19 protein-coding genes are annotated in these 23898 nt (G+C 60.3%); 7 read left to right on the forward strand and 12 right to left on the reverse strand.

Annotated elements, in window-relative coordinates; genetic code table 11:
• Nucleotides 1-75: 75 nt before the first annotated feature.
• The gene (locus tag AC1DM5_RS30925) at nt 76-1227 is read left to right on the forward strand and encodes an alpha-hydroxy acid oxidase (RefSeq protein ID WP_477818840.1); all 1152 of its coding nucleotides are present in this window, start codon (nt 76-78) and stop codon (nt 1225-1227) included.
• A gap of 42 nt (nt 1228-1269) precedes the next feature.
• Here the strand turns inward: AC1DM5_RS30925 and AC1DM5_RS30930 are convergent, their stop codons facing one another.
• From AC1DM5_RS30930 to AC1DM5_RS30950, 5 genes are all read right to left on the reverse strand, one after another.
• Complete coding sequence (locus tag AC1DM5_RS30930) at nt 1270-2148, reverse strand: ABC transporter ATP-binding protein (RefSeq protein WP_477818841.1); 879 nt, start codon at nt 2146-2148, stop codon at nt 1270-1272.
• Nucleotides 2145-3179, reverse strand: a complete 1035-nt coding sequence (locus AC1DM5_RS30935) for an ABC transporter ATP-binding protein (RefSeq protein ID WP_477818842.1) — start codon at nt 3177-3179, stop codon at nt 2145-2147. Before AC1DM5_RS30935 ends, AC1DM5_RS30930 begins: the two co-directional genes overlap by 4 nt.
• A 4-nt stretch (nt 3180-3183) precedes the next feature.
• Nucleotides 3184-4041 carry an ABC transporter permease gene (locus tag AC1DM5_RS30940; RefSeq protein ID WP_007816934.1) on the reverse strand — a complete coding sequence of 286 codons (858 nt, stop codon included), beginning with the start codon at nt 4039-4041 and terminating at the stop codon, nt 3184-3186.
• 5 nt (nt 4042-4046) lie between these two features.
• A complete protein-coding gene (locus AC1DM5_RS30945; protein ID WP_113323985.1) occupies nt 4047-5051 on the reverse strand; it encodes an ABC transporter permease in 1005 nt (334 codons plus the stop codon).
• Between the two features lie 64 nt (nt 5052-5115).
• The gene (locus tag AC1DM5_RS30950; protein WP_477818843.1) at nt 5116-7017 is read right to left on the reverse strand and encodes an ABC transporter substrate-binding protein; all 1902 of its coding nucleotides are present in this window, start codon (nt 7015-7017) and stop codon (nt 5116-5118) included.
• A 354-nt stretch (nt 7018-7371) separates the two neighbouring features.
• Between AC1DM5_RS30950 and AC1DM5_RS30955 the strand changes: the two genes are divergently transcribed.
• Nucleotides 7372-9000: a GH39 family glycosyl hydrolase gene (locus tag AC1DM5_RS30955; RefSeq protein ID WP_477818844.1), complete on the forward strand. Its 1629-nt coding sequence runs from the start codon at nt 7372-7374 to the stop codon at nt 8998-9000.
• Nucleotides 9001-9064: 64 nt separating this feature from the next.
• Here the strand turns inward: AC1DM5_RS30955 and AC1DM5_RS30960 are convergent, their stop codons facing one another.
• Both AC1DM5_RS30960 and AC1DM5_RS30965 read right to left on the reverse strand, forming a co-directional pair.
• Complete coding sequence (locus tag AC1DM5_RS30960; RefSeq protein WP_439017442.1) at nt 9065-9736, reverse strand: GntR family transcriptional regulator; 672 nt, start codon at nt 9734-9736, stop codon at nt 9065-9067.
• Between the two features lie 27 nt (nt 9737-9763).
• Nucleotides 9764-10789 (reverse strand): Gfo/Idh/MocA family protein, encoded by a 1026-nt coding sequence (locus AC1DM5_RS30965; RefSeq protein WP_477976530.1) that lies wholly within the window; start codon nt 10787-10789, stop codon nt 9764-9766.
• Nucleotides 10790-11009: 220 nt separating this feature from the next.
• Here AC1DM5_RS30965 and AC1DM5_RS30970 point away from each other — a divergent pair, with 220 nt between their 5' ends.
• The 5 genes from AC1DM5_RS30970 (at nt 11010) to AC1DM5_RS30990 (ending at nt 16246) form a co-directional block, all read left to right on the forward strand.
• Entirely contained in the window at nt 11010-12722 is a 1713-nt protein-coding gene (locus AC1DM5_RS30970; protein WP_477818846.1) for an IlvD/Edd family dehydratase, read from the forward strand.
• Nucleotides 12719-13591: an amidohydrolase family protein gene (locus AC1DM5_RS30975; RefSeq protein ID WP_477818847.1), complete on the forward strand. Its 873-nt coding sequence runs from the start codon at nt 12719-12721 to the stop codon at nt 13589-13591. The genes AC1DM5_RS30970 and AC1DM5_RS30975 overlap by 4 nt, the downstream gene beginning before the upstream one ends.
• Before the next feature lie 110 nt (nt 13592-13701).
• Nucleotides 13702-15336 (forward strand): GMC family oxidoreductase, encoded by a 1635-nt coding sequence (locus tag AC1DM5_RS30980; protein ID WP_477976533.1) that lies wholly within the window; start codon nt 13702-13704, stop codon nt 15334-15336.
• A gap of 55 nt (nt 15337-15391) precedes the next feature.
• Nucleotides 15392-15742, forward strand: a complete 351-nt coding sequence (locus tag AC1DM5_RS30985; protein ID WP_439017437.1) for an MbcA/ParS/Xre antitoxin family protein — start codon at nt 15392-15394, stop codon at nt 15740-15742.
• A 9-nt stretch (nt 15743-15751) separates the two neighbouring features.
• Entirely contained in the window at nt 15752-16246 is a 495-nt protein-coding gene (locus tag AC1DM5_RS30990; protein ID WP_477818849.1) for an RES family NAD+ phosphorylase, read from the forward strand.
• A gap of 53 nt (nt 16247-16299) precedes the next feature.
• On the opposite strand, the gene melA is transcribed toward AC1DM5_RS30990, so the two are convergent.
• From melA to AC1DM5_RS31015, 5 genes are all read right to left on the reverse strand, one after another.
• A complete protein-coding gene (gene melA, locus AC1DM5_RS30995; protein WP_007816899.1) occupies nt 16300-17664 on the reverse strand; it encodes an alpha-glucosidase/alpha-galactosidase in 1365 nt (454 codons plus the stop codon).
• Nucleotides 17665-17685: 21 nt separating this feature from the next.
• Nucleotides 17686-19353, reverse strand: coding sequence for an ABC transporter ATP-binding protein (locus AC1DM5_RS31000; RefSeq protein WP_477818850.1), 1668 nt, complete (start codon nt 19351-19353; stop codon nt 17686-17688).
• A gap of 10 nt (nt 19354-19363) precedes the next feature.
• Nucleotides 19364-20494 (reverse strand): ABC transporter permease, encoded by a 1131-nt coding sequence (locus AC1DM5_RS31005; protein WP_477818851.1) that lies wholly within the window; start codon nt 20492-20494, stop codon nt 19364-19366.
• A 1-nt stretch (nt 20495) separates the two neighbouring features.
• Entirely contained in the window at nt 20496-21503 is a 1008-nt protein-coding gene (locus AC1DM5_RS31010) for an ABC transporter permease (RefSeq protein WP_477818852.1), read from the reverse strand.
• Nucleotides 21504-21724: 221 nt separating this feature from the next.
• Nucleotides 21725-23812, reverse strand: coding sequence for an ABC transporter substrate-binding protein (locus AC1DM5_RS31015; RefSeq protein ID WP_477818853.1), 2088 nt, complete (start codon nt 23810-23812; stop codon nt 21725-21727).
• Nucleotides 23813-23898: the final 86 nt, after the last annotated feature.

Consider the following 23898-nt stretch of genomic DNA (forward strand, 5'->3'; position numbering starts at 1 on the left):
TCGCGAAGACGAGGAGGTCTCGCGGCCGCTCATCGGCTGGAGGCATGACATGCCAGCCCTCGATTGGATACGAGTATGCGCCTTTCAGACTGCCATAATTTCCATGACTTCCGCCGTCTTGCCAAGCAACGCCTTCCCGGGCCGATCTTCAACTATATCGACGGCGCGGCGGACGATGAGGTTACCTACAGGCGCAATACATCTGCTTTCGAGAGCTGCGATCTTCTGCCGAGCGTGCTGCGCGGTGTCAACGAGGTCGACATGTCGGTTACCGTCATGGGCCAGAAACTCGCCATGCCTGTCTATTGCTCGCCGACGGCTCTGCAGCGGCTCTTTCATCACGAAGGGGAACGGGCGGTCGCCCATGCCGCCGGCAAATTCGGTACGATGTTTGGCGTTTCCTCTCTCGGCACGATCAGCCTGGAAGAGGCGCGTAAGATCAGCAGCGGACCGCAGGTCTATCAGTTCTATTTCCACAGGGATCGCGGCCTCAACAGCGAAATGATGGCGAGAGCCAAGCAGGCCGGCGTGCAGGTGATGATGCTGACCGTCGACAGCATCACCGGTGGCAACCGCGAGCGCGACAAGCGCACCGGCTTTGCCATCCCCTTCAAGCTCAATCTGTCAGGCATGGCGCAGTTTGCCGTCAAACCGGCATGGGCCATCAATTATTTCACGCATGAGAAATTCCGCCTGCCGCAGCTCGACAGCCATGTCGACATGGGCAGCGGCACCATGTCGATCAGCCGCTATTTCACCGAAATGCTCGACCCCGCCATGAACTGGGACGACGTCGCCGAGATGGTGAAAATCTGGGGCGGACATTTCTGCCTGAAGGGCATCATGACGGTCGAGGATGCCAAGCGCGCGATCGATATCGGCTGCACTGGCATCGTACTTTCCAATCACGGCGGGCGTCAGCTCGACGGTTCGCGCAGCGGCTTCGACCAGCTTGCGGAAATCGTCGACGCCGTCGGAGATCGTATCGATGTGATGGTCGATGGCGGCGTCCAGCGCGGCACCCATGTGCTGAAGGCCCTGTCACTTGGCGCCAAGGCCGTCGGCGTCGGGCGCTACTATCTGTTCCCGCTTGCGGCGGCTGGCCAGGCAGGCGTCGAACGGGCGCTCCTGCAGATGCGAACCGAAATCGAGCGCGGCATGAAGCTGATGGGTTGCGCCTCGGTCAGCGAGCTTTCGGCCGGTAATCTGCGTTTCCGCGCCTCCTGAGACCGACAACGTGGCCGCGCCCCATCTCGGGGCGTGACCTTATCAGGCGCTGACGATCTCCCGAGGCGCAAATGCGCCGGCATCCTGCTGGCGCTGGCGAATGATCGTCGACGCCTCACGAGGATCAGGCGGCAGCACGGCATTCTTCAAGGCGATCGAATATTCGTGCTGCGGATTGTCGAGCACGGTGCGTGCATCGCCGCTTTCGACCACCACGCCCTTGCGCATGATGATGACACGGTCGGCGATGTAGTATGCGGTCGCGAGATCATGGGTGATATAGATAATCGACACCTTCAGCGTATCACGCAATTCGCGGAAGAGATTGACGATCGACATTCGCAGCGATGCATCCACCATCGAGACCGGCTCGTCGGCGACGATAAGCTTCGGTTCGGGAATGAGCGCCCGCGCGACTGCAATACGCTGGAGCTGGCCGCCTGACAATTCATGCGAATACCGTCCGCGAACCTCCGCGATGGAGAGGCCGACCCGCTGCAGCGCCGTATCGGCCAGCGCCTCCCTGTCGGCGCGGCTCTTCGCACCCTTGAAGCGATGGGCGGTGGCATACAGATATTCGTCGATGCGCGTCAGCGGATTGAAGGCTTCGAAGGGATTCTGGAAAACCGGCTGGACCCTGGTCATGAAGGCTTCACGGGCGTTGCGGCTGAGAATATCGCCGATATCCGCACCGTCGAAGCGGATGGTTCCGCGATCAGCCTTCTCATTGCCAAGGATCATCTTGGCAAGCGTGGATTTGCCGGAGCCGGATTCGCCGACAATCGTGAAGATCTCGGGCCTGTCAGCCTCGAGCGCGAAGCTGACCTCGTTGACTGCCGTCATCTTGGCACGCGAGAAGAAGCCGCCGATCGGAAAGAGCTTGGTGACGTTTTCAAGCTGGAGAAGGTGTTCGCCGCTCATTGGATTTTGTACTCCCCCGCCCTGAAACAGGCGACACGCCCGCCGGTCGCGCTTGGCTGCATGACGGGCACCTCCTTCGAGCATCTGTCGATCGCAATCGGACACCGCGGGTGGAAGCGGCATCCCGAAGGCGGGTTCGAGAGCGCCGGCGGTTTGCCTGGTAGGCTTTTTCTGGTTTTCGTATCGCCGATCCGCGGCAGGCTGCCGATCAGGTGAACCGTATACGGATGTTGCGGATTGTCGAAAATCGCCTGCGTCGGGCCCTCTTCGGCCAGCCGCCCGGCATACATGATCGCGAGGCGATCGGTGATTGCGGCATGGACGGACATATCGTGGGTTACGAAGATGACCGAGGCTTGCATGCGCGTCTGCACCTCCTTGATCAATGCCAGAACATCCTGCTGCACCAGAACGTCGAGCGCTGTCGTCGGCTCATCGGCGATGATGAATTCCGGTTCGCAGACGGTCGCGAGCGCAATGGTCAGTCGCTGGCGCATGCCGCCTGAGAGTTGATGCGGAAAGGCTTCGAGCACATGCGGATCGAGATGCAGGCGGGCGAGATGCGCCTCGATCCGCTCACGAAAACTGGCCGGATCAAGGTTCATGTGCCGGAAGGCGAAATCGTTGAAAGCGTGCTTCACGCGCCGGACTGGGTTCAGCACGTTCATCGAGCCTTGCATGATATAGGACAGGTGGCGCCAGCGCGCAGACCGCATTTTCTGCGGTTCGCCGTAGACGTCGATCAGCTTTCCATCGAAGTTGAAATTGACGGTGCCGCCGACGACCCGCATCGGCGGCCGGATGGCCCCGGCAAGCGTCTTGATCAACGAGGTCTTGCCGCTCGAGGATTCTCCGGCGATGCCGTAGATCTCGTTCTTACGTACCGCCAGGCTGATGTCATCGACGGCGCGAATCTCGCGCCGGACGCCGAAATAGTCGTTGACATAATAGCATTTCAGCCCGTCGATCGTCAGCGCGTCCCGGGAATTTTCGACGAGGGTCAAAGGCGCTTTCCTCAAAAGATTCTGCATCGTCTCAGGCTCCCATCCGGGCCAGCCGCGAGCGAGGATCGATATATTCGTTGACCGACATGGCGAGCATGAAGAGGCCGAGGAAGAGGATCACCACGAAGAGCATCGGGAAGGCCACCCACCACCAGATGCCGGCGACCATGGCGGAATGGGCATTGGCCCAATAGATCATGCCGCCGATCGTCGGCCGGTTGATGTCGGAGAAGCCTAGCACGGAGAGCGTCACTTCCAGGCCGATCGCCCAGATGAGATTGTTCATCGTCGTGAAGAAGACGATTGGCATCACATAAGGAAGATGCTCGCGGATGAGGATCTGCGACGTGCGCATGCCCGCAAAGACCGCATGCCGGGTGAACTCGCGGTGGCGGAGCGAGAGCGCCACTGAGCGGATCAGCCGGCTGTCATGTGTCCAGCCGAGCAGGGCCGCGACGATCGCCAGCATCGACCATGTCATCTGGTCGCGCAACACGAAGACCAGGAGAAGCAGGATCGGAATGTTGGGCAATGCGCCGAGTGTATCGTTGATGCCCATGATGATCTGGTCGGTGCGTCCGCCGATATAGCCGGAGACCAGGCCGACGACCAGCGCAATGAGGCGGCTGATGACGGCAACGATGATGCCGAAGAGCAGCGTGTTGCGAAGCGATGCGGCAATCTGCCAGAACACCTCCTGGCCGCGCGATGTCGTGCCGAACCAGAATTCGGCAGACGGCGGCATATCGGGGCTCACGACATAGATGGCATTCTCGTCATAGGGTGAGAAGAAGGAGGCCACGATCAAGCCGAGGATGATCAGGATCAGGATCGTCCCGAACAGGAATTCCTTGTTATAGCGGAGCAGGTCTCTGAGGATCTTGAACATCGCAATTATCCCAGTTTCACGCGTGGATCGATCAGCGGATAGATGATGTCGATCACGAAGACGGCGGAGGCGACGGCAATGATGGCAATCGTCGTCACGCCGAGCACCAGGCTGTAATCACCGGAATAGATGCCTGAAATCAGCAATTTGCCGATGCCAGGGTAGTTGAAGACGAATTCGACGATGACGGCGCCGCCGAAGACATTGCCGAGGCTGAGCGCGAGCCCCGTGACCTGCGGCAGCATGGCATTGCGGGCCACATAATGCGAAAAGATGCTGCGTGAGCGTACGCCCCCGAGCTCGGCATAGACCACATGGTCGTCGGTGACGATGTTGGAGACGAGCGAGCGCATGGAGATGAACCAGCCGCCGATGCCGACGAGCACCAGCGTCAGCGCCGGCAGGATGCCGTGTTCGATGACCGAGCTGATGAAGGCCCAGTTGAAGGCAGGCGCGAGGTTGACCTGCGCGCCGTCACTGATCGGCAGGATCGGCCAGATGAAACCGAAGAGGATGACGAGGCTGAGGCCGATAATATAGGTCGGGATCGGCTGCAGCGCCATGATGACGATGCCGGCGAGCTTGAGAAGCCGGCTGTTGCGGAAATAGCCGGCCAGCGCGCCGAGCAGATTGCCGATGATCCAGGCGATGATGGTTGCAAGCGTCAGCAGGCCGACGGTCCACGGCAAGGCGCGGCCGATGACCGTCATGACAGGCGTCGGGAAGGACGACAGCGAGGGACCGAAATCGCCCGTCAGCACCCGCCCCCAGAAGGTGAAATACTGATCGAGAAGCGGGCCGCCGGTTCCATAGAGCTCCCGCAGCGACTGTCGCAGAATTTCGACTGCCTGCGGGTCGGTCGAGCCGAAGCTCGTCAGCAGCGACACCGTTTGCTCCACCGGATCAACCGGCGAGAAATGGGCGATCAGGAACGCAAGCGTGATGCCGGTGACGACGACAAAAAGGAACTGCAGGAAACGCTTGCCCGCATAGATCAGAAAGCCATTCATGGCATCCACCCTCCAATAGCAGAAGGGGCGGCCGGCTGCCCGGCCACTCCCCATATCGACACGGTCAGTTCTTGGGAGCGGCCGGATTGGCCTTCAGGCCGACCACCATGTAGCGGATATTCGACCAGTTCGGACCCGAGGCGGAATAGGGGTTTTCAGCACTCGGATAGTTGGTCCAGTAGGTCGTGTCGAACGGCGCAAACTTGTTGTAAGCCATCAGCGGGATCATCGGCATCTCTTCGACGGCGAGCTTCAGGAAGTCCTGGCCGACCTTGGTGACATCAGGCGAAGCGAAAGCGATGGACCGGTTTTTAGCGATGATCTGATCGAGACGCGGATCCTGCCAGCGCTGCAGGTTGCGCGGCGGCTGGATCTGCCCCAGCGGCTTGATGAACTCCGAATGATAGCTGTCCAGAAAGAAGGACAGATCAGGATGGCCGCCCCAGGTTTCGATGCTCCAGTAGATCGCCGCTTCGAAATCGCCGGTGCTGAGACGCTGGCCATTGGTCGGGCCGGCGACATCCACCTTGGTGGCGACACCGTTCTGGCTCCATTGCTGGGCGATGACCGTGCCGGCACGCGCAAGCGTCGGAATGGCATCGCCTTCGACCTGCAGGCGGATCGTGAAGGGCGTGCCGTCAGGCTTCAGCCATTGATTGCCGCTCTTCTTGAAACCAGCCTTCTGCAAAAGTTCGGTTGCAGCCTGAACGTCCTGCTTCCACCAGCCGAAGCCGAAGGTGCGCTGCAGCTGTTTCGGGTCGGTCGGAATCTGGTCGCCCCACTGGCCACGGACCATGGTGGCGATCTGGGCCGAGATATTGGGATCATAGGGCTTGATCTTGCGGCTGCCGGTATCGAGCTCGAAATTGGTGAGCCAGTCCTGCATCGGCACATAATAAGCATCCGTTGCCGAGCCGGTCGGCGGCGTAGCGAGAGCTGCGAGGTTGGCGGCACCACGGTAAGAACCAAGTGCGACAGCACGGATGTCGATCATCAAGGCTAGCGCCCAGCGCACATCCTTGTTGTCGAAAGGCGGCTTCTTGGTGTTGAGCAGTACCGACGGCAGGGTCGGATCGGGATGGGCGAAGGGGAAGCCCTTCAGCCAGGAGGCGACACTCTTGCTGTCACGCATCATGGCAAACATACCCTCGGGCGCCATGTCGTTGATGACGTCGAGATTGTGATTGCGCTGCTCGATGACGCGGGCCTCCGGATTGCCGGCGGCGCGATAGACGACATACTTGACCTGCGGCGGCTCCTTGGCGGCCATGCCGATCGAAGTGCGCTGCCAGTCGTCACGCAATTTCCAGATGGTCCAGTTACCGCCCTTGTCGTAGCTCTGCAGCACGTAGGCGCCGAGCGAGACCGGCGGATTGTTCTTGAATGCCAGGGGATCGCCGGCCTTTTCGAAGACATGCTTCGGCATGATCCAGGCAGCGTTCCAGCGCACGGTAAACAGCGTATGGAAGCGCGAATTGGGTTTCTTCAGATGGAAGACGACCGTCTGCGGATCGGGATTTTCCACGCTGGCGACATTGACAGTGAAGGGCGCGCTCCAGGACATGCCGGGATGGTCGATCTGCGTCTGGACCGTATAGGCCACGTCATCACTGGTGAATTCAACGCCGTCGCTCCAATAGATGCCCTTGCGCAGCTTCACCGTCATTTGGGTGAAATCGGCATTGTAGGCAGGCGGCTCGGTTGCCAGTGCGTTCTGCCAGGCATCCGGACCGCCTTCCGGATTGATGAACCAGAACGTGTCGGTCGTCAGCTGCTGCAGGCCGTTGACATTGGCCGCGCCGCCACCGCCGGGCGCCCAGACGTTGAACCAATCCGCATTCTGCTGCGGCGTGCCCTGGATGATCAACGTTTCATTGCGCGGGATGCCGGCAATGAAATCCTGCGCGTAAGCAGGCAGAGCGGCGAGAGACAATAAGGCAATGACTGCAAATCTAGGGAACTTCATCGGACGCTCCTCCTCCTTGACCCGCAGGCGCGGGCGCTTCCCGTAATCCTTTATCGATCGCGTTCCGGCAAAAGCGTCTGCATAGGGACCTGATGGCCCGCACGACTCCTCCAGACGCTGAGCTTCGCCTCTGCATTTATCGACAATTTTTCACCAAACGGCAACAGGTAATTTTTAAAATGCCAAAAACTCTCGGAAATTCGGGCATTTTCCAATCGCCATGCAAGTGTGGTTTTTTATATTATTGACAAAATGGTCATTTCGCATAGCTTTTGGCAGCGAGCGCGGCGCCCTCCCAAGACGGCCGCACTTCATCACAAATTGGTCGGTTGGCCTTCGGGAGGAGGCTGAGGCATGACCGTTCAAGAGGAAAAGACGATGACGAGTTCCTATGACGTGACCATCAACGTTCACGCCGGCCGGCCGACCGGGCCATATAGACCACTGTGGAACTGGTTCGGTTATGACGAGCCGAACTACACTTACTCCCCGCACGGCAAGAAGCTCCTGAAAGAGCTGACCGAACTCAGCCCCGTCGCTCCGCGCATCCGTACACATAATCTCTTGACGAGCGGAGACGGCAAGCCGGCCCTGAAATGGGGCTCGACCAATGCCTATAGTGAGGATGCAAACGGCAATCCCGTCTACGACTGGACGATCATCGACCAGATCTTCGATGCCTATGTCGAAGCCGGCAACATCCCGCTGATCCAGATCGGCTTCACACCGGAAGCGCTTTCCGGTTTCGATGGCCCCTACAAGCATCATTGGGAGCCGGCAGACCGGTATGCGACTATCACCACCGGCTGGACAGCGCCGCCGAAGGACCTGAAGAAATGGGGAGACCTGATCGAAGCTTGGGCGCGGCACCTCGCCGATCGCTACGGCGAAGACGTGGTCTCGTCCTGGCCCTGGGAAGTGTGGAACGAGCCCGACGGCCACTACTGGACCGGCACGATCCCGGAATTCTGCGCCATGTATGATGCGAGCGCCCGTGCCGTGAAGCGGGCCCTGCCGAAGGCCCGCGTCGGCGGCCCGCACACCTGCGGCGCATTCGCCAATGAAAAAGCACAGACCTTTCTGCGCGCCTTCCTGCGCCATGTCGTCGAGAACAAACCACCGCTCGACTTCATCGCCTTCCATGCCAAGGGAAATCCGGTCATCTTCGACGGGCATGTACGCATGGGCCTGCACAAGCAGCTACGCGACATCGAGACCAATCTTGCCATCATCAACGAATTCCCCGAGCTTCGGCACCTGCCCGTCGTCATCGGCGAATCCGACCCGGAAGGCTGCGCTGCCTGCTCGGCGCGCGTCCATCCGCAGAACGGCTATCGTAACGGCCCGCTCTACGGCGTCTACGTCGTCGAAAGCATGATCCGCACCTATGAATTGTCGCGCCGCGCCAATATCGAGATCGAAGGGGCCGTCACCTGGGCCTTCCTCTTCGACGACCAGCCCTATTTCGACGGCTTTCGGGATCTGGCGACCAACGGCGTCGACAAGGCCGTGCTGAACGGCTTCCGCATGCTCGGCAAGCTCGGTGGAGAGTGGCTGGAATCGGACAGCGACTATCGCCGCGATATCGAAGACATCATGAGCCACGGCGTTCGCGACAAGCCCGACGTCAATGTCGTGGCGACCCGCGACGACAGGGGCGTCTCCGTTCTCGTCTGGCACTATCATGACGATGACGAGGCGGGCCCCGCTGCAGAGGTCAGCCTTTCCATCGATGGCTGGGGCAGCCGGCCGGCCGCACTCAAGCACTTCCGCATGGACGAGCAGCATTCCAATTCCTTCCGCATCTGGAAGGAAATGGGCAAGCCGCAGCATATCGAGGGCGCCGATTACGCCACGCTCGAAGCCTCCGGCAAGCTGGCTGAGATCGACGACAAGGCATCGGTTTCCGTCACGGATGGCAAGATCGATCTCCGCTTCTCCCTGCCGCGTCAGGGCGTTTCTCTCCTTCGCCTGGACTGGTGAGACGGCAGGAAAAGAGGGGGCGCAACCCTCCAAGTTGCGCTCCCTGACCCTCTGAAGAATAGCCCTAGTGTTCGCTCACATAGGCGAGGTAGCGCCTCTTGCTCGGCTGCAGATGGTCGACGCAGAGCTGCGCCAGGACCCAGTTGTCCCTGCCCTTCAGCATCTCAATCATCAGCCGGTGATGTTCGTGCGAGGTCTGCAGCGATTCCTTGCTGGACATGGAATTGGCGCGCACCGGCAGGCTGAGACGCATGTAGAGCTCGATCGACTGGACGAGATGGGAATTGCCGCAGGCGCTGAAAAGCGTCAGATGGAACTTGTCGTTTGTCTCGTGCACGCCGCGAAGGTAGCCGGATTCGACGTGCCGGCCATGCTCTTCGTGTAGGGCCGTCAGTTCGGCGATCAGCTCGTCGGGCGCCGGCAACGGAATCCAGAGTGCCGCCTGCCTCTGCAGCAGCTCGCGCACGTCATAGATCTCCTGCACCTGTCTTGACGTCAGCGAGCGGACAGTTGCGCCCTTATTGCGTTCGCGCACGACGATACCCATCGTCTCCAGCTGGACGATCGCCTGGCGCGCGAAGTGTCGCGTCACATGGAAGCGCGCAAGAAGCGTATCCTCGGTCAGACGAGTGCCAGGCGCCAGCCGTCCGAAGATGATGTCTTCTTCGAGCGCGCGCGCAATGCTCAGATCGTCGTGTTCGGTCTCGTCTTCACGGCTTTCGTTGAGCGTCTGCATCAATAGGTCCTCCGGGGGCAGGCCATCTTATCGCGGTTTGTCTTCAGCGTCGAACCGGCTCAGCCGATAGATGTCTTCGACCAGCGCCAGCGTCTTCAGATTATCGTCAGGCACGGTCTCCATCACTGCTCGGCCCTCCAGCCCGTCAAGGAAATGCGCGATCGTCGCATCATAGGCGCCCTGGTAGACGGCATCCGCATCGAATTCCTCCTCACGCTCGGCATGGCCCGTTGCCGAAAGACGGCTTCCATACAATTCCAGCGTCGCCTGCGTGCCAAAAATCCGCAGATGATCGCGCGGCGCCGGCGGCGCGCCATACACCGCCAGATTGGCGTTTACAGTGACGATCACCCCGTCGTCCAGACGGCGCAGAATGACGAAGGCAACATCTTCGGCGACAATGTCGTCATTGCTGCGCTCAAGCCGTGCGGCAACCACCTCCATCTCGCCGAACAGGTAGCGCAGCGTATCCAGATGATGGATCATGACCTCCATGACCAGCAGACGCTGCTGCCTGCGGAAAAACGGCTGGCGGATGAGCGCTGACCTGTTGCCCTCAGCATCGGCGATCATGYCGCTTGAGAAGAATTCGAACTGGACCTGCCTGATATTGCCGGCAATCCCCTCCTCCAGCCAAGCCTTCATCCGCCGGTAATAGGCGCGAAACCGCCAGTTCTCGTGCACCATCAAGCGGATCGACGGCGGAAGACCGGCAACGAGAGCGACTGCCTGGTCGTAATCGGGCGCGAGCGGCTTCTGGCAGAGAATATCGACGCCCCTGGCCGCCGCCAACTGCACGAGCTCCACATGCACCTCGCGCGGGGCGCAGATATCGACGGCGTCGAGCACTTCTTCTGTCAGCATGACCCGCGCGCGCTCATAAGTACGAGGGATGCCGAAACTCTTACTCCTGGCCGTGCGGGCCACCACCGAGGGGTCGGCAATCGCAACGACCTCCGCGCGGGCCGACTGCTTCATCCATGCCGGCAAGTGGTACTCGCTGACCCAGCCGGCGCCAATGAGCCCTACCCGCTTGCGTCTGATCTCGGCCATGCCTCGCTCCATCTCATTTTATCGATAATTTAGAGGCTATCCCGCCGAATGCCAATGCGCAACGCGAGATTAAAATTGAAATTATCGCGAATTATCTTGATGTTTCTCGATTAAATTTGACAGCCGCGGCGATGAGCATGCGTATCGGCGTATCTTCTTTATTGACAATCCTGCATATCCCACTAGGCTTGAACCCAATTTAAGGGACGAGGGAGGAACAATGTCGAGCGGTCTTCGTCGCAAGCTGACGAGTTACGGCGATCAGGGTTTCTCCCTTTTCCTGCGAAAGGCCTTCATCAAGGCCATGGGCTATTCGGACGATGCTCTGGATCGCCCGATCGTGGGGATTGCCAATACCTACAGCGATTTCAACCCCTGCCATGGAAACGTGCCGCAACTCATCGAAGCTACCAAGCGCGGTGTCATGCTGGCCGGCGCAATGCCGATGGTCTTCCCGACCATTTCCATCCACGAGAGCTTCGCCTCGCCGACCTCGATGTATCTTCGCAACCTAATGGCGATGGAAACCGAGGAGATGATCCGCGCCCAGCCGATGGATGCCGTGATCCTGATTGGCGGCTGCGACAAGACCCTGCCGGCGCAGATCATGGCCGCTGCCAGCAGCGATATCCCGGCAATCTTCCTGCCGACCGGGCCGATGGCCGTTGGCCACCATAAGGGTGAGAGGCTCGGCGCCTGTACTGATTGCCGGCGCTTTTGGGGGCGCTTTCGGGCCGGCGAGATCGATGAGGCCGAGATCACCGACGTCAACAACAAGCTCGCTAGCTCGATCGGCACCTGCACGGTGATGGGAACGGCAAGCACCATGGCCAACCTGACCGAAGTGATGGGCCTCTGCCTGCCGCGAGCAGGATCGGCGCCCGCCGCCGAATCCGAGCGCGTGCGGCTTGCCGAAGAGACCGGCCGCGTTGCCGCCGGACTGGCAGCCAACCCGGATGCGCCGACGGTGCGCGATATTCTGACGCCTTCGGCCATCCGCAACGGCCTTGTCGCCTTGCAAGCCATGGGCGGCTCGACCAATGCCGTCGTTCACCTTGCCGCCATCACGGGGCGCCTTGGCATTCGCCTCGACATGGGCGAACTCGACAGGCTCGGCAAGATCATCCCACTTCTCGTCGACCTACAGCCGTCCGGCCAGCATTATATGGAGCAGTTCCACGAGGCCGGCGGTGTGCAGACGCTCTTGAAGGCGGTGCGCCACGAGATCGACGTCAGCCAGCAGACGATCTATGGCAAGACGATCGGCGAGGTAATCGATGCGGCTCCCGACGAGCCCGGCCAGACGATCATCCGCACGGTCGATAAACCGTTGAAGCCCATCGGCACGATTGCCGTGCTCCACGGCAACCTTGCGCCCCGTGGCGCCGTCATCAAACAATCGGCGGCATCGAAGGATCTGCTGCAGCATGAGGGCCGAGCAGTGGTCTTCGATTCCGTCGAGGACATGACCCTGCGGATCGATAGCGACGACCTCGATGTCAGCGCCGACGATATTCTCGTGCTGCGCAATGCCGGCCCGAAAGGCGCGCCGGGCATGCCGGAAGCCGGCTATCTGCCGATCCCGCGCAAGCTCGCGCGCCAAGGCGTCAAGGACATGGTGCGTATCTCCGATGCCCGCATGAGCGGCACCGCCTTCGGCACGATCGTGCTGCATATTGCCCCGGAGGCTGCGGCCGGCGGGCCGCTGGCGATCGTGAGAACCGGCGACCGCATCCGCCTCGACGTCAAGGAGAGACGCATAGACCTCGCCATTGACCAAGCGGAATTCGACCGACGCATGGCAGAGCTTGGAGAAATATCGGCTGCCGAGCCGGCGCGCGGCTATGCCAAGCTTTATCACACGCGCGTGCTGCAGGCCGATGAAGGCGCCGATTTCGATTTCCTCCAGCATGAGGATCTGGAACAGAAATGAGCCTGGTGGACAGTCAAGCGCCACTCTGCCTGCCGCGCCTGCCGCTGACCCGTGCTCCGGCAACGCCGCTGCCGCAGGGAACGATCGATACACATTTCCACGTCTTCCGGTCGGACGCGCCGCTGAATACGCCGCGTAGCTACACGCCAGATATCGCAACAACTGCCGACTGGATCGCCTTTGCCGACCGGCTGGGCATCAGCAGGGGCATCGTCGTGCAGCCGAGCGTCTATGGCCTCGACAACCAGGTTCTGGTCGAGGCATTGGCCGCCTTTCCGGAGCGGTTGCGGGGCATCGTTGTCATCGATCCCGAGACAGACCCCACGGAGATTGCCCGTCTCGACCGGCTTGGGGTACGCGGCGTTCGTATCAACACGCGCAACAAGGGCGGTCTACCGCTTACTGCAGCCGAAACGCTTGCGGCAGACATCCGCGATTTCGGCTGGTCGCTACAGCTTCAGATCAGCCCGGACCAGATCGATGACCTTGCCGGGCGGCTGCCATATCTGGGCGTCCGCTTCGTCATTGATCATCTGGGCTTCATACCGCTCGCCGACGGCGCATGGCGCCAACATCTTCCTGCGCTCCAGAGGCTCGCCGATAATCCCGGCGGCTACATCAAGCTCACGGCTCCCTACAGGCTGACGCGCGAGCGCGGCTATGCAGGTTTTGCCGAAGTGGTGAGCGCACTTGCGGCCAGCCATCCGGACAAGCTGCTCTGGGGGAGCGACTGGCCCCATACCGAGCTCTTGAGCGATATGCCCGATGACGCCGACCTGATCGACGGGATGCAGGACGCAATCGGCAACCCCGAACTTGCCCGCAAAATCTTCATCGAGAATGCCGAAACGCTATTCTTTGGGCGTTGAGCGCAACGCGCCTTGACGATCGCCAGTGGCATCTATGTCATTGTTGTCGCTCGCTTTGCCAGTCGATTGCGAGTCGGCAGATATCATTATCCCGGCGGTTCGGAGGAAATGTGAACAAGACCTACGACTTCATCATCGCCGGCGGCGGATCCGCGGCCTCGGTCGCCGCCATGCGGCTGGTGCGGGATTTTGGATTTTCGGTCCTCATCATCGAGCGCGGACCGCGCGAGACCGCAAGGCTGATGTCCTTTCCGGCCGGCTACATGAAATATCTCGCCCGCGACGATTTCCTCGAAATGCATCATACCGTGCCGCAAGCGCAGCTCGGCGGCCGTGGCCCTATCGTGCCGGTCGCGCGCGCTCTCGGCGGTGGCAGTGCGGTCAATGCCATGGTCTATATGCGCGRCCAGAAGGAAGATTACGACAGCTGGGCCGCCTATCTCGGCAACGGAACCGAATGGTCCTACGCGGATATGCTGCCACACTTCAAAGGCATTGAAGCCAATAGCCGCTTCAACAATGAATTCCACGGCATTTCCGGCAATCTGCGTGTGTCCGAACCACGCCATATCTCCGATACGACCGAGGATTTCATCCTCGCCGCACAGGGGCTCGGCCACCCCTATAATCCTGATTTCAACGGTGCCAGACAGAACGGCGTCGGCATCATGCAGCACACCTTTGCCAAATGGGGTCGCCGCACGGAACGGTCGGATGCCAAGAAGGCCTTCCTCGATCCGCTCTCGGGAGACAGCCGTCTCGACATCATCACCGAAGCGCGCGTCGACCGCCTCATCATCAGGAATGGCCGCGCGGTCGGCGTCGCCTATAGGCGGGGTGGCGAGACGCGCGAAGCCATGGCTGAGCGCGAGGTGCTGGTTGCCTCGGGAACCTATAATAGCGCCAAGCTGCTGATGCTTTCAGGCATTGGCCCCGCCGATCATCTGCGCGAACACGGCATCGCCGTCATCGCCGATCTGCCCGGCGTCGGCGCCAATCTGCAGGATCATCACGAAGTTCCCGTCATCGCCACCACGAAGGGCAAGTCCGGCTACTTCGGCGAAGACAAAGGCTGGCCGATGATCCGTAACGGGCTGCAATATCTGCTCTTCGATTCCGGGCCGGTGACGACCACAGGTATCGAGTCCTGCCTCTTCTACGATCCTGACGGCGGTGATCGACCGACGATCCAGCTCTATTGCGCGCCGATCGTCTATCTCGATCGCGACGTCTCCTCGGCTAAACCGACCTGGGGCGTGACCTTTACCTCCTGCCTACTGCGGCCGAAGGCGCGCGGCAGCGTGAAGTTGCGCTCGACCAATCCCGCCGACCAGCCGCTCGTCGACTGCAATTTCTTCGGCGATCCCGACGATCTGCGCCTGACGCTCGCATCACTGAAGACGGCGCGGCGGCTTCTGGAAACGGAACCCTTCCGTTCCAAGATCGCAATGGAAATCCTGCCGGGCAAAACGCTGCAAGACGAGGAAGCGCTGACGAAATTCGCCGGCCAGACGGTGAAGACGAACTACCATCCTTCCGGCAGCCTGCGCATGGGGCCGGATAACGATCCGATGGCGGTCGTCGATGGCTCGCTGAAGGTTCGCGGGCTCGACGGGTTGCGGGTGATCGATTGCTCGATCATTCCCTTCATTCCATCGGGCAACACTAACGCGCCAGCCATGGCAATCGGCTCCAAGGCGGCTGAGATGATCGGTAACGATCAACGGCAGAATTTCAGCCATTGATCGCCGCTTATTTTGACGCTATATAACGTCAGTATAAACGGCATGGAGATGGATCATGGGCCTTGCACAATATGCAGATGACGGGCTGTTTGCACCGCGCAAGATCGCCGATGCCTTCCGCACGACGAGCGAGGAGATTGCCCGCACCGCCGGTCTCGGTAAGGATGCGATCCAGCGCAAGGACCGCCTCCGCTCCGACAAGACGCAGAAGCGCCTGCGCGAAATGATTGAAGTCGTCAACAAGGTCGAACCCCGCTTCGGCTCGGCGCTGATGGCCTATGCCTGGTATCGTTCCGAGCCCTTATCGGGCTTTTCAGGCCAGACTGCCATGCAGCTGGTCCGCGACGGACGGGCGGAGGACGTTCTCGATTATATCGATGCGATCGATGCCGGCGTCCACGCCTGATCCCCGATAATGCGCTACGAAGGGAAGCTCTATCGGGCGCTGAACCCGATCTATGCACGCCAGCCGCTTTCCGGCCGGGGTGCCGAACTCTATGGCGGACGATTCAATCCAAAGGGAATGCCGGCACTTTATACGTCGCTATCCGTGCTGACGGCGCTCAGGGAAGCCAATCAGGTCGGCAGCCTGCAGCCGACCACCCTCGTCTCCTACGAGGCCGATATCGAGCGCGTCTTTGACACAAGGGACGAGGTCACTCTTCAGGCGCTCGGCATGGATGCCGAAACGATTGCCGCAGCAAGCTGGCGCGACGAGATGAAGGAAAAAGGGGAAGCAAGGACACAGACCTTCGCACGTCGGCTCGTGTCCGATGGCTATCATGGCCTCTTGGTCAGAAGTTTTGCTCCCGCGGCCAGACGCGACGATCTCAATCTCGTGCTTTGGCGATGGAGCGACACGTTCCCCTGCCGTCTAACCCTGATCGACGACGAAGGCAGGTTGTCCTGAACCATCAGGATCAGCGCCAGCGTATCGGCCAGCGCTGATCCTATTCGTGTGCCTCAGGCCGCGCGCACCTTGCTCGGCCGTGCCCATTCCGGCAGCCAGTCGCCATGGGTGGCGAGCAGCTCATCCACCAGCGACCAGATCTGGTCGAGGTCGAGCTCGGCAGCCGTATGCGGATCCATCATCGCAGCATGATAGATATGCTCAGGATTTTCCGTCATCAGCGCCTGAACCGTCAGTTCCTGGACATTGATATTGGTGCGGATCAGCGCGGTCAGCTGCGGCGGCAGGTCGCCGATGTAAGTCGGCTGGATGCCGGAGGCATCGACCAGGCAGGGCACTTCGGCAGCGCAATTGGCCGGCAGCGAGGTGATGCAGCCATTGTTGCGGACATTGCCGTAGATGACCGAAGGTTCGCCGGTCCAGACCGAATTGATGATCGAGGAGGCATATTCCTTCGATTCATTGACCTCGATCTTGTCGGCCGAACGATAGGCTTCCGCCTGGCCTTTCCAGCGGGCGATCTGTTCGATGCAGCGCTTCGGATATTCGTCGAGCGGAATACCGAATTTCTCGATGAGGTCCTCGCGACCTTCCTTGATGAAGTAAGGTGTATATTCGGCGAAATGCTCCGAGCTTTCGGTGACGAAATAGCCGAGACGCGTCAACATCTCGTAGCGCACCTTGTTGGGGCAGCGCGGGTTCCAGCCGGGCTTCGGCGCACGGCCTTCACGATAGGCCCGCACCAGATCCGGATAGAGGTTCTTGTAGGAACCATCCGGCTGACGATGCTCGAACTTCAGATAGAAGGCCATGTGGTTGATGCCGGCCGAGCGGTAGCGGATTTCGTCATAGGGGATATCGAGATCATGGGCGAGCTCCATCGCCGTGCCCTGCACGGAATGGCAAAGGCCAACCTGCTTGATATCAGGGTATTTCTCGGCGATCGCCCAGGTGTTGATCGCCATCGGGTTTACATATTGCAGCATGATGGCGTTCGGGCAGACGGCGCGCATGTCCTCGCAGATCTTCCAAAGATGCGGCACGGTTCTCAGACCACGCATGATGCCGCCGACGCCGAGCGTATCGGCAATCGTCTGGCGCAGACCGTATTTCTTCGGCACTTCGAAGTCGGTGACCGTGCAGGGTTCGTAACCGCCGATCTGGAAGGCGACGACCACGAAATCAGCACCCGACAGGGCCTTGCGCTGATCGGAATAGGTTTCCGCCTTCGCCTTCACGCCGAGCGTCGAAATCAGCTTGTTGACGACAATGGCGCTTTCCTCGAGCCGCTGCGGGTTGATGTCCATGAGCGCGATCGTCGCGCCCGACAGCGCCGGACGCTGCAGGATGTCGCCGACGATGTTCTTCATGAAAACGGTGGAGCCAGCTCCGATGAACGCTATTCTGGGATTTGCCATATGAACCTCCGGCATTCTGAATCAGGCTACCTCGAAAGCGGCTTTGACGAGCCGTTCGGTGTAGGGTGTCTTGGGATTGGAAAGGACTTCGTTGACAGGTCCCTCTTCCATGATCTTGCCGTGCTGCATAACGATGACACGGTGGCAGAGGGCACGCACGACCTTCAGGTCATGCGAAATGAAAAGGTAGCTCAGACCCCGCTCATCCTGCAGCTTGCGCAGGAGCTCTATGATCTGTGCCTGGACGGAGAGATCGAGCGCCGAGGTCGGCTCGTCGAGCAGGATGAATTCCGGCTCCAGCGCTATCGCCCGCGCAATGGCGATGCGCTGGCGCTGCCCACCGGAAAATTCATGCGGGAAGCGCGAGAGGATGTTACCCGGCATGCCGGCGGACACGAGCGCTTCGCGGACCCTGTCCAGACGTTCGCCCTTGGTGGCTCCAAGCTTGTTGACGACCAGCCCTTCCTCGATGATCTGACCGATCGTCATGCGCGGATTGAGTGACGAGAACGGGTCCTGGAAGACGACCTGCATGCGCGAGCGCAAGGGCCGCATTTCCGCCCGTGACTTGCCGTGGATCGGCTGGCGGTCGAAATAGATCTCGCCATTGTCCGTGTCATTGAGCCTGAGAATAGCCTGGCCGAAGGTCGTCTTGCCCGAACCGGACTCGCCGACGAGGCCCAGCGTCTCGTGCCGCCGCAGCGTGAGATTGAGACTGTCGACGGCGACCAGTTCGCGCAGCTCCGGTCTGAAGAAGCCGCCATGGCGCAGCATGAAGGAGACGCGCACGCCGCGGGCGTCGAGAATGATATCCGATCCCTCCGGCAGCGGGTTGGCCTGACCGCGCGGCTCTGATCCCAGAAGATGCTTAGTATAGGGATGTTGCGGATTGGCGAAGAGCTGCTCGGTTATATTGTGCTCGCGCATCTCGCCATGCTGCATCACATAGACATAGTCGGAGAACTTGCGCACGACCGTCAGGTCGTGGGTGATCAGGATCACTGCCATCCGCAATTCCGTCTGCAGATTGCGGATGAGATTGAGGATCTGCGCCTGGACGGTCACGTCGAGCGCCGTCGTCGGCTCGTCGGCGATCAGCACATCGGGATCATTGGCAAGCGCCATGGCGATCATCACGCGCTGGCGCTGACCGCCCGAGAGCTGATGCGGATATTGCCGCAGGCGCGCTTCGGGATCGGGGATCTGCACCTGCTTCAAAAGCTCCAGCGCTTTGGCATCGGCCTGTCTGCGGCTCATCTTGCGGTGGACGCGGATCGCTTCGACGATCTGGCTGCCGATCGTGTAGATCGGGTTCAGCGAACTCATCGGCTCCTGGAAGATCATCGAGATCCGGTCGCCGCGCAGCCTACGGCGGGCCTTCTCCGAAAATTTCAGGATGTTGGCGCCGTCATACTCGACGCTCGAGCGCGGCGAGATGACCGCACGCTTGGAGAGAAGCCCCATGACGGTGCGTGCCGTCACCGACTTGCCAGAGCCGGACTCGCCGACGATGGCAATCGTTTCGCCGCGGTATAGCTGGAAGGAAATGTCCTTCACGGCTTCGACCGTGCCATGCTCGACCTTGAAATTCACGCCGATATTGCGCGCGTCGATGATCGGGCTCTCCTTGCGGCCATCATGATCGTGACGGACGGGCGGGGCGAAGGAACTAACGAGAGCAAGAGCCATCTTCATCACCTCAATAGGGATCGACTGCATCGCGCAGACCGTCACCCAGCGCATTGAAGGCAAAGACGGTGATCAGCACGAAAGCGACAGGAGCGAGAATCCAGGGATAGGTCCCGATGACCGAATAATTGGCCGTATCCTGCAGCATCAGACCCCAAGAAATCAGCGGCGGCTTTACGGCAAAGCCGAGGAAGCCGAGGAAGGATTCGAGCAGCACGACGCTCGGAATATGGATCGTGACGGCGACGATCACGTGGCTCATTACATTCGGGAAAATATGCTGGAAGATGATGCGCCGGTCGGTCGCGCCGACCGCCATTGCCGCCCGCACATATTCGATACGCGCGAGCGCCAGCGTCTTGCCGCGCACCTCACGCGACATCTGCGCCCAGCCGAGCGCCGACATGACGAAGATCACGAAGGCGAGGAAGACGTTCGTCGGCGCGGTGATCGGGATCAGCGATGTCAGCGCCAGATAAAGCGGCAACTGCGGGAAGGCGAGTACCAGCTCGACGAAACGCTGCACCCAGACGTCAAAGGCGCCGCCGTAATAGCCTGAAACCATGCCGACCGTCGTGCCGACGATAGTGACGATAAAGACCACTGTCAGTGCGATCATCAGCGAGATGCGCGAGCCGATGATGGCGCGCGACAGCACGTCACGACCGAACTTGTCGGTGCCGAGGAAATGCACCGGCTGGCCGTCGACCGTGCCGAAGAAATGGCGATTGGCCGGGATGAGACCGAGCAGATTATAGTCCGAACCCTTGACGAAGAAGCCGAGCAGACGCGGATTGTCATAATCCACGCCGACGACCGGCTGGAAGGTAACCGGATCGAGCTCTTCGGAATCCGCCAGCGCATAGACGCGCGGCCAGACGAGACTGCCCTCCTTGTCATGGATGCTGATGAGCTGTGGCGGCGCAAAGCCGACATCTGTCGCCTTCGGGTCCATCGGCGCGAAGAAATCGGCAAAGACAGCCATGATGATCAAGAGGCCGACGAGGATCAGGCCGATCATACCCGTCCAGGAGCGCCGCAGCCGACGCCAGACCAGCGCCATATAGCTCTCATTGCCATGGTGGGTATTCTTGACCGCTTCTTCATGCGGTGGCGGCGGGGAAGAGTCGAAGGCAAACATATCAGGCTCCCTCATATTGACGGACCCGCGGATCGAGCATGGCAAGCAGCATGTCGGCGATGATATTGCCGACGATCAGCGTGGCCGACAGAACCAGCATGAAAGTCGCAGTAACATAGACGTCACCGATCGCCATCGAGCCGACGATGGCCGGCCCAACAGTCGGCAGGGCGAAGATGATCGCGGTTTCGATCTCGCCGGTCAGCATGTAGGGGAGCACGACGCCCTGATACATGATGAGCGGATGCAACGCGTTTGGAACGGCGTGGCGCATGACGACCGCGCCGCCCGAAAGCCCCTTGGCACGCGCCGTCTCGACATATTGGGCATTCAGCGTATCGAGCAGATTGCCGCGCATGACGCGCATGTTGTAGGCAAGCCCGCCGAAAGTGGCGATCGCGACGACCGGCCAGACATGGCTGACGAGATCCATGAATTTCGCCCAGGACCAAGGCGCCCCGCCATATTGCGGCGAGAAGAAGCTACCAATTTCCGTGACGTTGAACTGGAAGACCAGCAGATAGACGATAATCAGCGCCATCAGGAAGCGCGGCACCGTCATGCCGAGGAAAGAGATGCCGGAGAGCAGGCTGTCGATCCAGCTATATTGGCGGGTCGCCGCCCAGATGCCGAAGCTGATACCGAGGATCGATGCGAAGATATGGCAGACCAGCGCCAGGGCCAGCGTGCGCGGCAGGCGCTCGCCGACCACGTCAGCGACCGGCTTGTTGTAGAACATGCTGTAGCCGAAATCGCCTTTGGTCACGATTCCCGTGATCCAGTTGACGTACTGGACGACCATCGGCTTATCGAGGCCATGTTCGATGCGGTAGGCCTGAGCCTGGGCATCCGCCTGGGCGAAGGAAGCTCCGCCCTGATTGATCAACTGCGAACGGATATAGTCGGCGTAGTCTCCAGGCGGCGCCTGGATGATGGCAAAGGTCACCACACTCAGGATGAAGAGGACGGGGATCGCCGAGGCGATGCGCATGAGCAGGAATCGTAGCATCAGGCGGTTCGCTTCTCCTTGCCGCCAGTCGCTCGTCTCAGCGCGGCCGGCTTGTTGATTCTGACCGGCCGCGCGCAGCACGCGCGACCGGAAGCTCTTGTCGTTCGGGAGGGAGCTCCTCGAACATCTCCATTTTTCTTCGAGCCATGGAGATGCTCGATCTCTTTGTTTTTACGCAATCCAGACGCAAAACCGCTGCGCACTTTTGCTGGGAATTGCTCTTAGTTTATTGGACCCTTGTCTCCAGGCTTGCCGGGAAGCTGTTGAGGGAAGAGTTCGTACTTGCCCTGCTTGTCGGCAGCCACCCACAGACGCTCGCGGATGACGGAATCCTCGGCCCAGTTGAACATCATGATCGGCGTACCCGCGGGAATGTTCGAGAAGCGCTTGTTGATGATCAGCGCGCCCGGATATTCCGTCAGTCCGACGGTATCCACATGTTCGGTGGCCGTCTTCTGATACTGCTTCATGAGTGCCACGCGTTCGTCATTGTCCTGGCTCGTGCGGAACTTGTTGACGATGTCGGCGAGCTCCTTTTCATAAGGCAGGAGGTCGAGCTGATTATCCTTGCCGGCGCGGTGATGCCAGCTGGTGCGTGGGCCGACAGCGGCAAGCTGTTCGGTGTTCTGCACCACGGAGGCGAGCTCGGTCGTGTTGCGCTGGATCAGCCAGTCGAACTGGCCGGCATAATGCGCACTATCGCGCTTGGGACCAGCAAGAGCATTGATGATGATCTTGATGCCGAGCTTCTCCATCTGACCGACGACGCCTTCGGCAAGGCTCTTGTCGGTGGTATAGTCGTTGTTGACGAGAAGCACGATCTCGACGTTCTTGCCATCAGCTGTTCCGGCCGGGAAGTTCACGAAGCCATCGCCATCCGTATCCTTCAGACCGACCTTGGCGAGTAGCGACTTGGCGCCCTTTAGATCGAAGGGATAGTAGACGGTCGAGTTGCGATCATAGAAGCTCGTGCCGGAGGAAAGGCCGCCTGCATAGATCGCCGTGAACGGTCCCTTGACGAGGGAGTCGCCGATCGCCTTGCGGTCAACCGCCATGGTCACGGCCTTGCGGAAGTCCTCGTTGCGGTCGAGTTCGCGGATCGCCTGACTGCGGGCATCAGGATCACCCCAGCCATTGGCCGAAAGGTTCATGCGAAGATTATAGCCGATGAGGCGCGGGCCGAAGGCGAGACGCGCCGGAGCGGTCTTTTCGGCGGCACGCTTCAACGAGGCCACGAAGTTTTCCGGCTGCTCGAGGTTCGAGAAGTCGGCAGAACCGGCAACAGCCTGCACGTCACGGTCGGCCCAGGTCGAAAGCTTGTAGTGCAGCTCATTGAGATAAGGCAGCTGATTGCCCTTCTCGTCGACCTTCCAGTAATAGGGGTTGCGGCGCATGACGATGATGTCATCCGGCCGATATTCGACCGGCACCCAGGCGCCCATGACCGGCATGTTCATGTATTCCGGCGGGAATGCGTTTTTGAATTGATCGTAGGTGTTCTTCGAATATTTCGGGTGCTGAGGTTTAAGAATATGCGACGGACCCGGGCAGAAGTTCGGATAGGCCATCGTATAGAGATACTGCTTCGGGAAGGCTTCCTTGAAGGTCCATTCGACTGTGTAGTCGTCGATCTTCGTGAGCGTCGTTCCCTCGCCGAAGGCTTCCGGCGATGCACCGCCGCCGAGTGGCGAAACGTTCGGGTCGATGACTTCGTCTTCCCAATAGAACATGAGGTCATCGGCATTGAAGGGCGCGCCGTCTGACCACTTGGCGCCTTCGATCAGATGCATGGTCAGCTTGTGGCCGTCCTGCGACCACTCCCAGCCCTTGGCGAGGTTCGGCAACGGCTCGGTATCCTTGGCTTCCACCTGGAAGAGCGGTGCCGTGCGTGTCAGGCATTCGGAAAGGCCGATATCGATGCCGCCCCAGCCCTGCGTCTGGCCCGCACCGTAGTTCCAGCCTTCCGGCCGGCCACCGATGACATGGCGCATCACGTCGCCATAGCCGCCGGTACCGTCAGGCATGTTTTCGGTCTTAAAGACCAACGGCTCCTTGGGCAGGCGATCCTTGACCGCCGGCAGCTTGCCACTGTCGACGAAATTCTTCGTGACCCAGTCCGGCTCATGATATTCCGGCAGCGCCTTGAACTCCAGGATGGAGTCGCGGGACACATATTTGATCTTGCCTTCCGCCGGGAAAGCCGGCGGTGCCGGCGGCACTGTCGGCTCGGACGCATAGGCATTCAGGGCCGCGACTGAAACGCTAAGCGCCAGTCCTGCCAGGATGCCGATCTTATGGAAATTCGTCATCGTCTCTCCCTCTTGTTCCGGAGCGCTTGTACGCGTCTCCGCTTCTCCTCAAACGATGATGAAGGAAGCTTGTGTGCGGGCGACCT

The organism is Rhizobium sp. 01T437, from assembly GCF_056398505.1.

What these genes read in the sequence shown, in the direction of transcription:
- AC1DM5_RS30925 (WP_477818840.1), top strand. Translation starts at nt 76, where the DNA reads ATGCGCCTTTCAGACTGCCATAATTTCCATGACTTCCGCCGTCTTGCC.
- AC1DM5_RS30930 (WP_477818841.1), bottom strand. Translation starts at nt 2,148, where the DNA reads ATGAGCGGCGAACACCTTCTCCAGCTTGAAAACGTCACCAAGCTCTTT.
- AC1DM5_RS30935 (WP_477818842.1), bottom strand. Translation starts at nt 3,179, where the DNA reads ATGCAGAATCTTTTGAGGAAAGCGCCTTTGACCCTCGTCGAAAATTCC.
- AC1DM5_RS30940 (WP_007816934.1), bottom strand. Translation starts at nt 4,041, where the DNA reads ATGTTCAAGATCCTCAGAGACCTGCTCCGCTATAACAAGGAATTCCTG.
- AC1DM5_RS30945 (WP_113323985.1), bottom strand. Translation starts at nt 5,051, where the DNA reads ATGAATGGCTTTCTGATCTATGCGGGCAAGCGTTTCCTGCAGTTCCTT.
- AC1DM5_RS30950 (WP_477818843.1), bottom strand. Translation starts at nt 7,017, where the DNA reads ATGAAGTTCCCTAGATTTGCAGTCATTGCCTTATTGTCTCTCGCCGCT.
- AC1DM5_RS30955 (WP_477818844.1), top strand. Translation starts at nt 7,372, where the DNA reads ATGACCGTTCAAGAGGAAAAGACGATGACGAGTTCCTATGACGTGACC.
- AC1DM5_RS30960 (WP_439017442.1), bottom strand. Translation starts at nt 9,736, where the DNA reads ATGCAGACGCTCAACGAAAGCCGTGAAGACGAGACCGAACACGACGAT.
- AC1DM5_RS30970 (WP_477818846.1), top strand. Translation starts at nt 11,010, where the DNA reads ATGTCGAGCGGTCTTCGTCGCAAGCTGACGAGTTACGGCGATCAGGGT.
- AC1DM5_RS30975 (WP_477818847.1), top strand. Translation starts at nt 12,719, where the DNA reads ATGAGCCTGGTGGACAGTCAAGCGCCACTCTGCCTGCCGCGCCTGCCG.
- AC1DM5_RS30985 (WP_439017437.1), top strand. Translation starts at nt 15,392, where the DNA reads ATGGGCCTTGCACAATATGCAGATGACGGGCTGTTTGCACCGCGCAAG.
- AC1DM5_RS30990 (WP_477818849.1), top strand. Translation starts at nt 15,752, where the DNA reads ATGCGCTACGAAGGGAAGCTCTATCGGGCGCTGAACCCGATCTATGCA.
- melA (WP_007816899.1), bottom strand. Translation starts at nt 17,664, where the DNA reads ATGGCAAATCCCAGAATAGCGTTCATCGGAGCTGGCTCCACCGTTTTC.
- AC1DM5_RS31000 (WP_477818850.1), bottom strand. Translation starts at nt 19,353, where the DNA reads ATGGCTCTTGCTCTCGTTAGTTCCTTCGCCCCGCCCGTCCGTCACGAT.
- AC1DM5_RS31005 (WP_477818851.1), bottom strand. Translation starts at nt 20,494, where the DNA reads ATGTTTGCCTTCGACTCTTCCCCGCCGCCACCGCATGAAGAAGCGGTC.
- AC1DM5_RS31010 (WP_477818852.1), bottom strand. Translation starts at nt 21,503, where the DNA reads ATGCTACGATTCCTGCTCATGCGCATCGCCTCGGCGATCCCCGTCCTC.
- AC1DM5_RS31015 (WP_477818853.1), bottom strand. Translation starts at nt 23,812, where the DNA reads ATGACGAATTTCCATAAGATCGGCATCCTGGCAGGACTGGCGCTTAGC.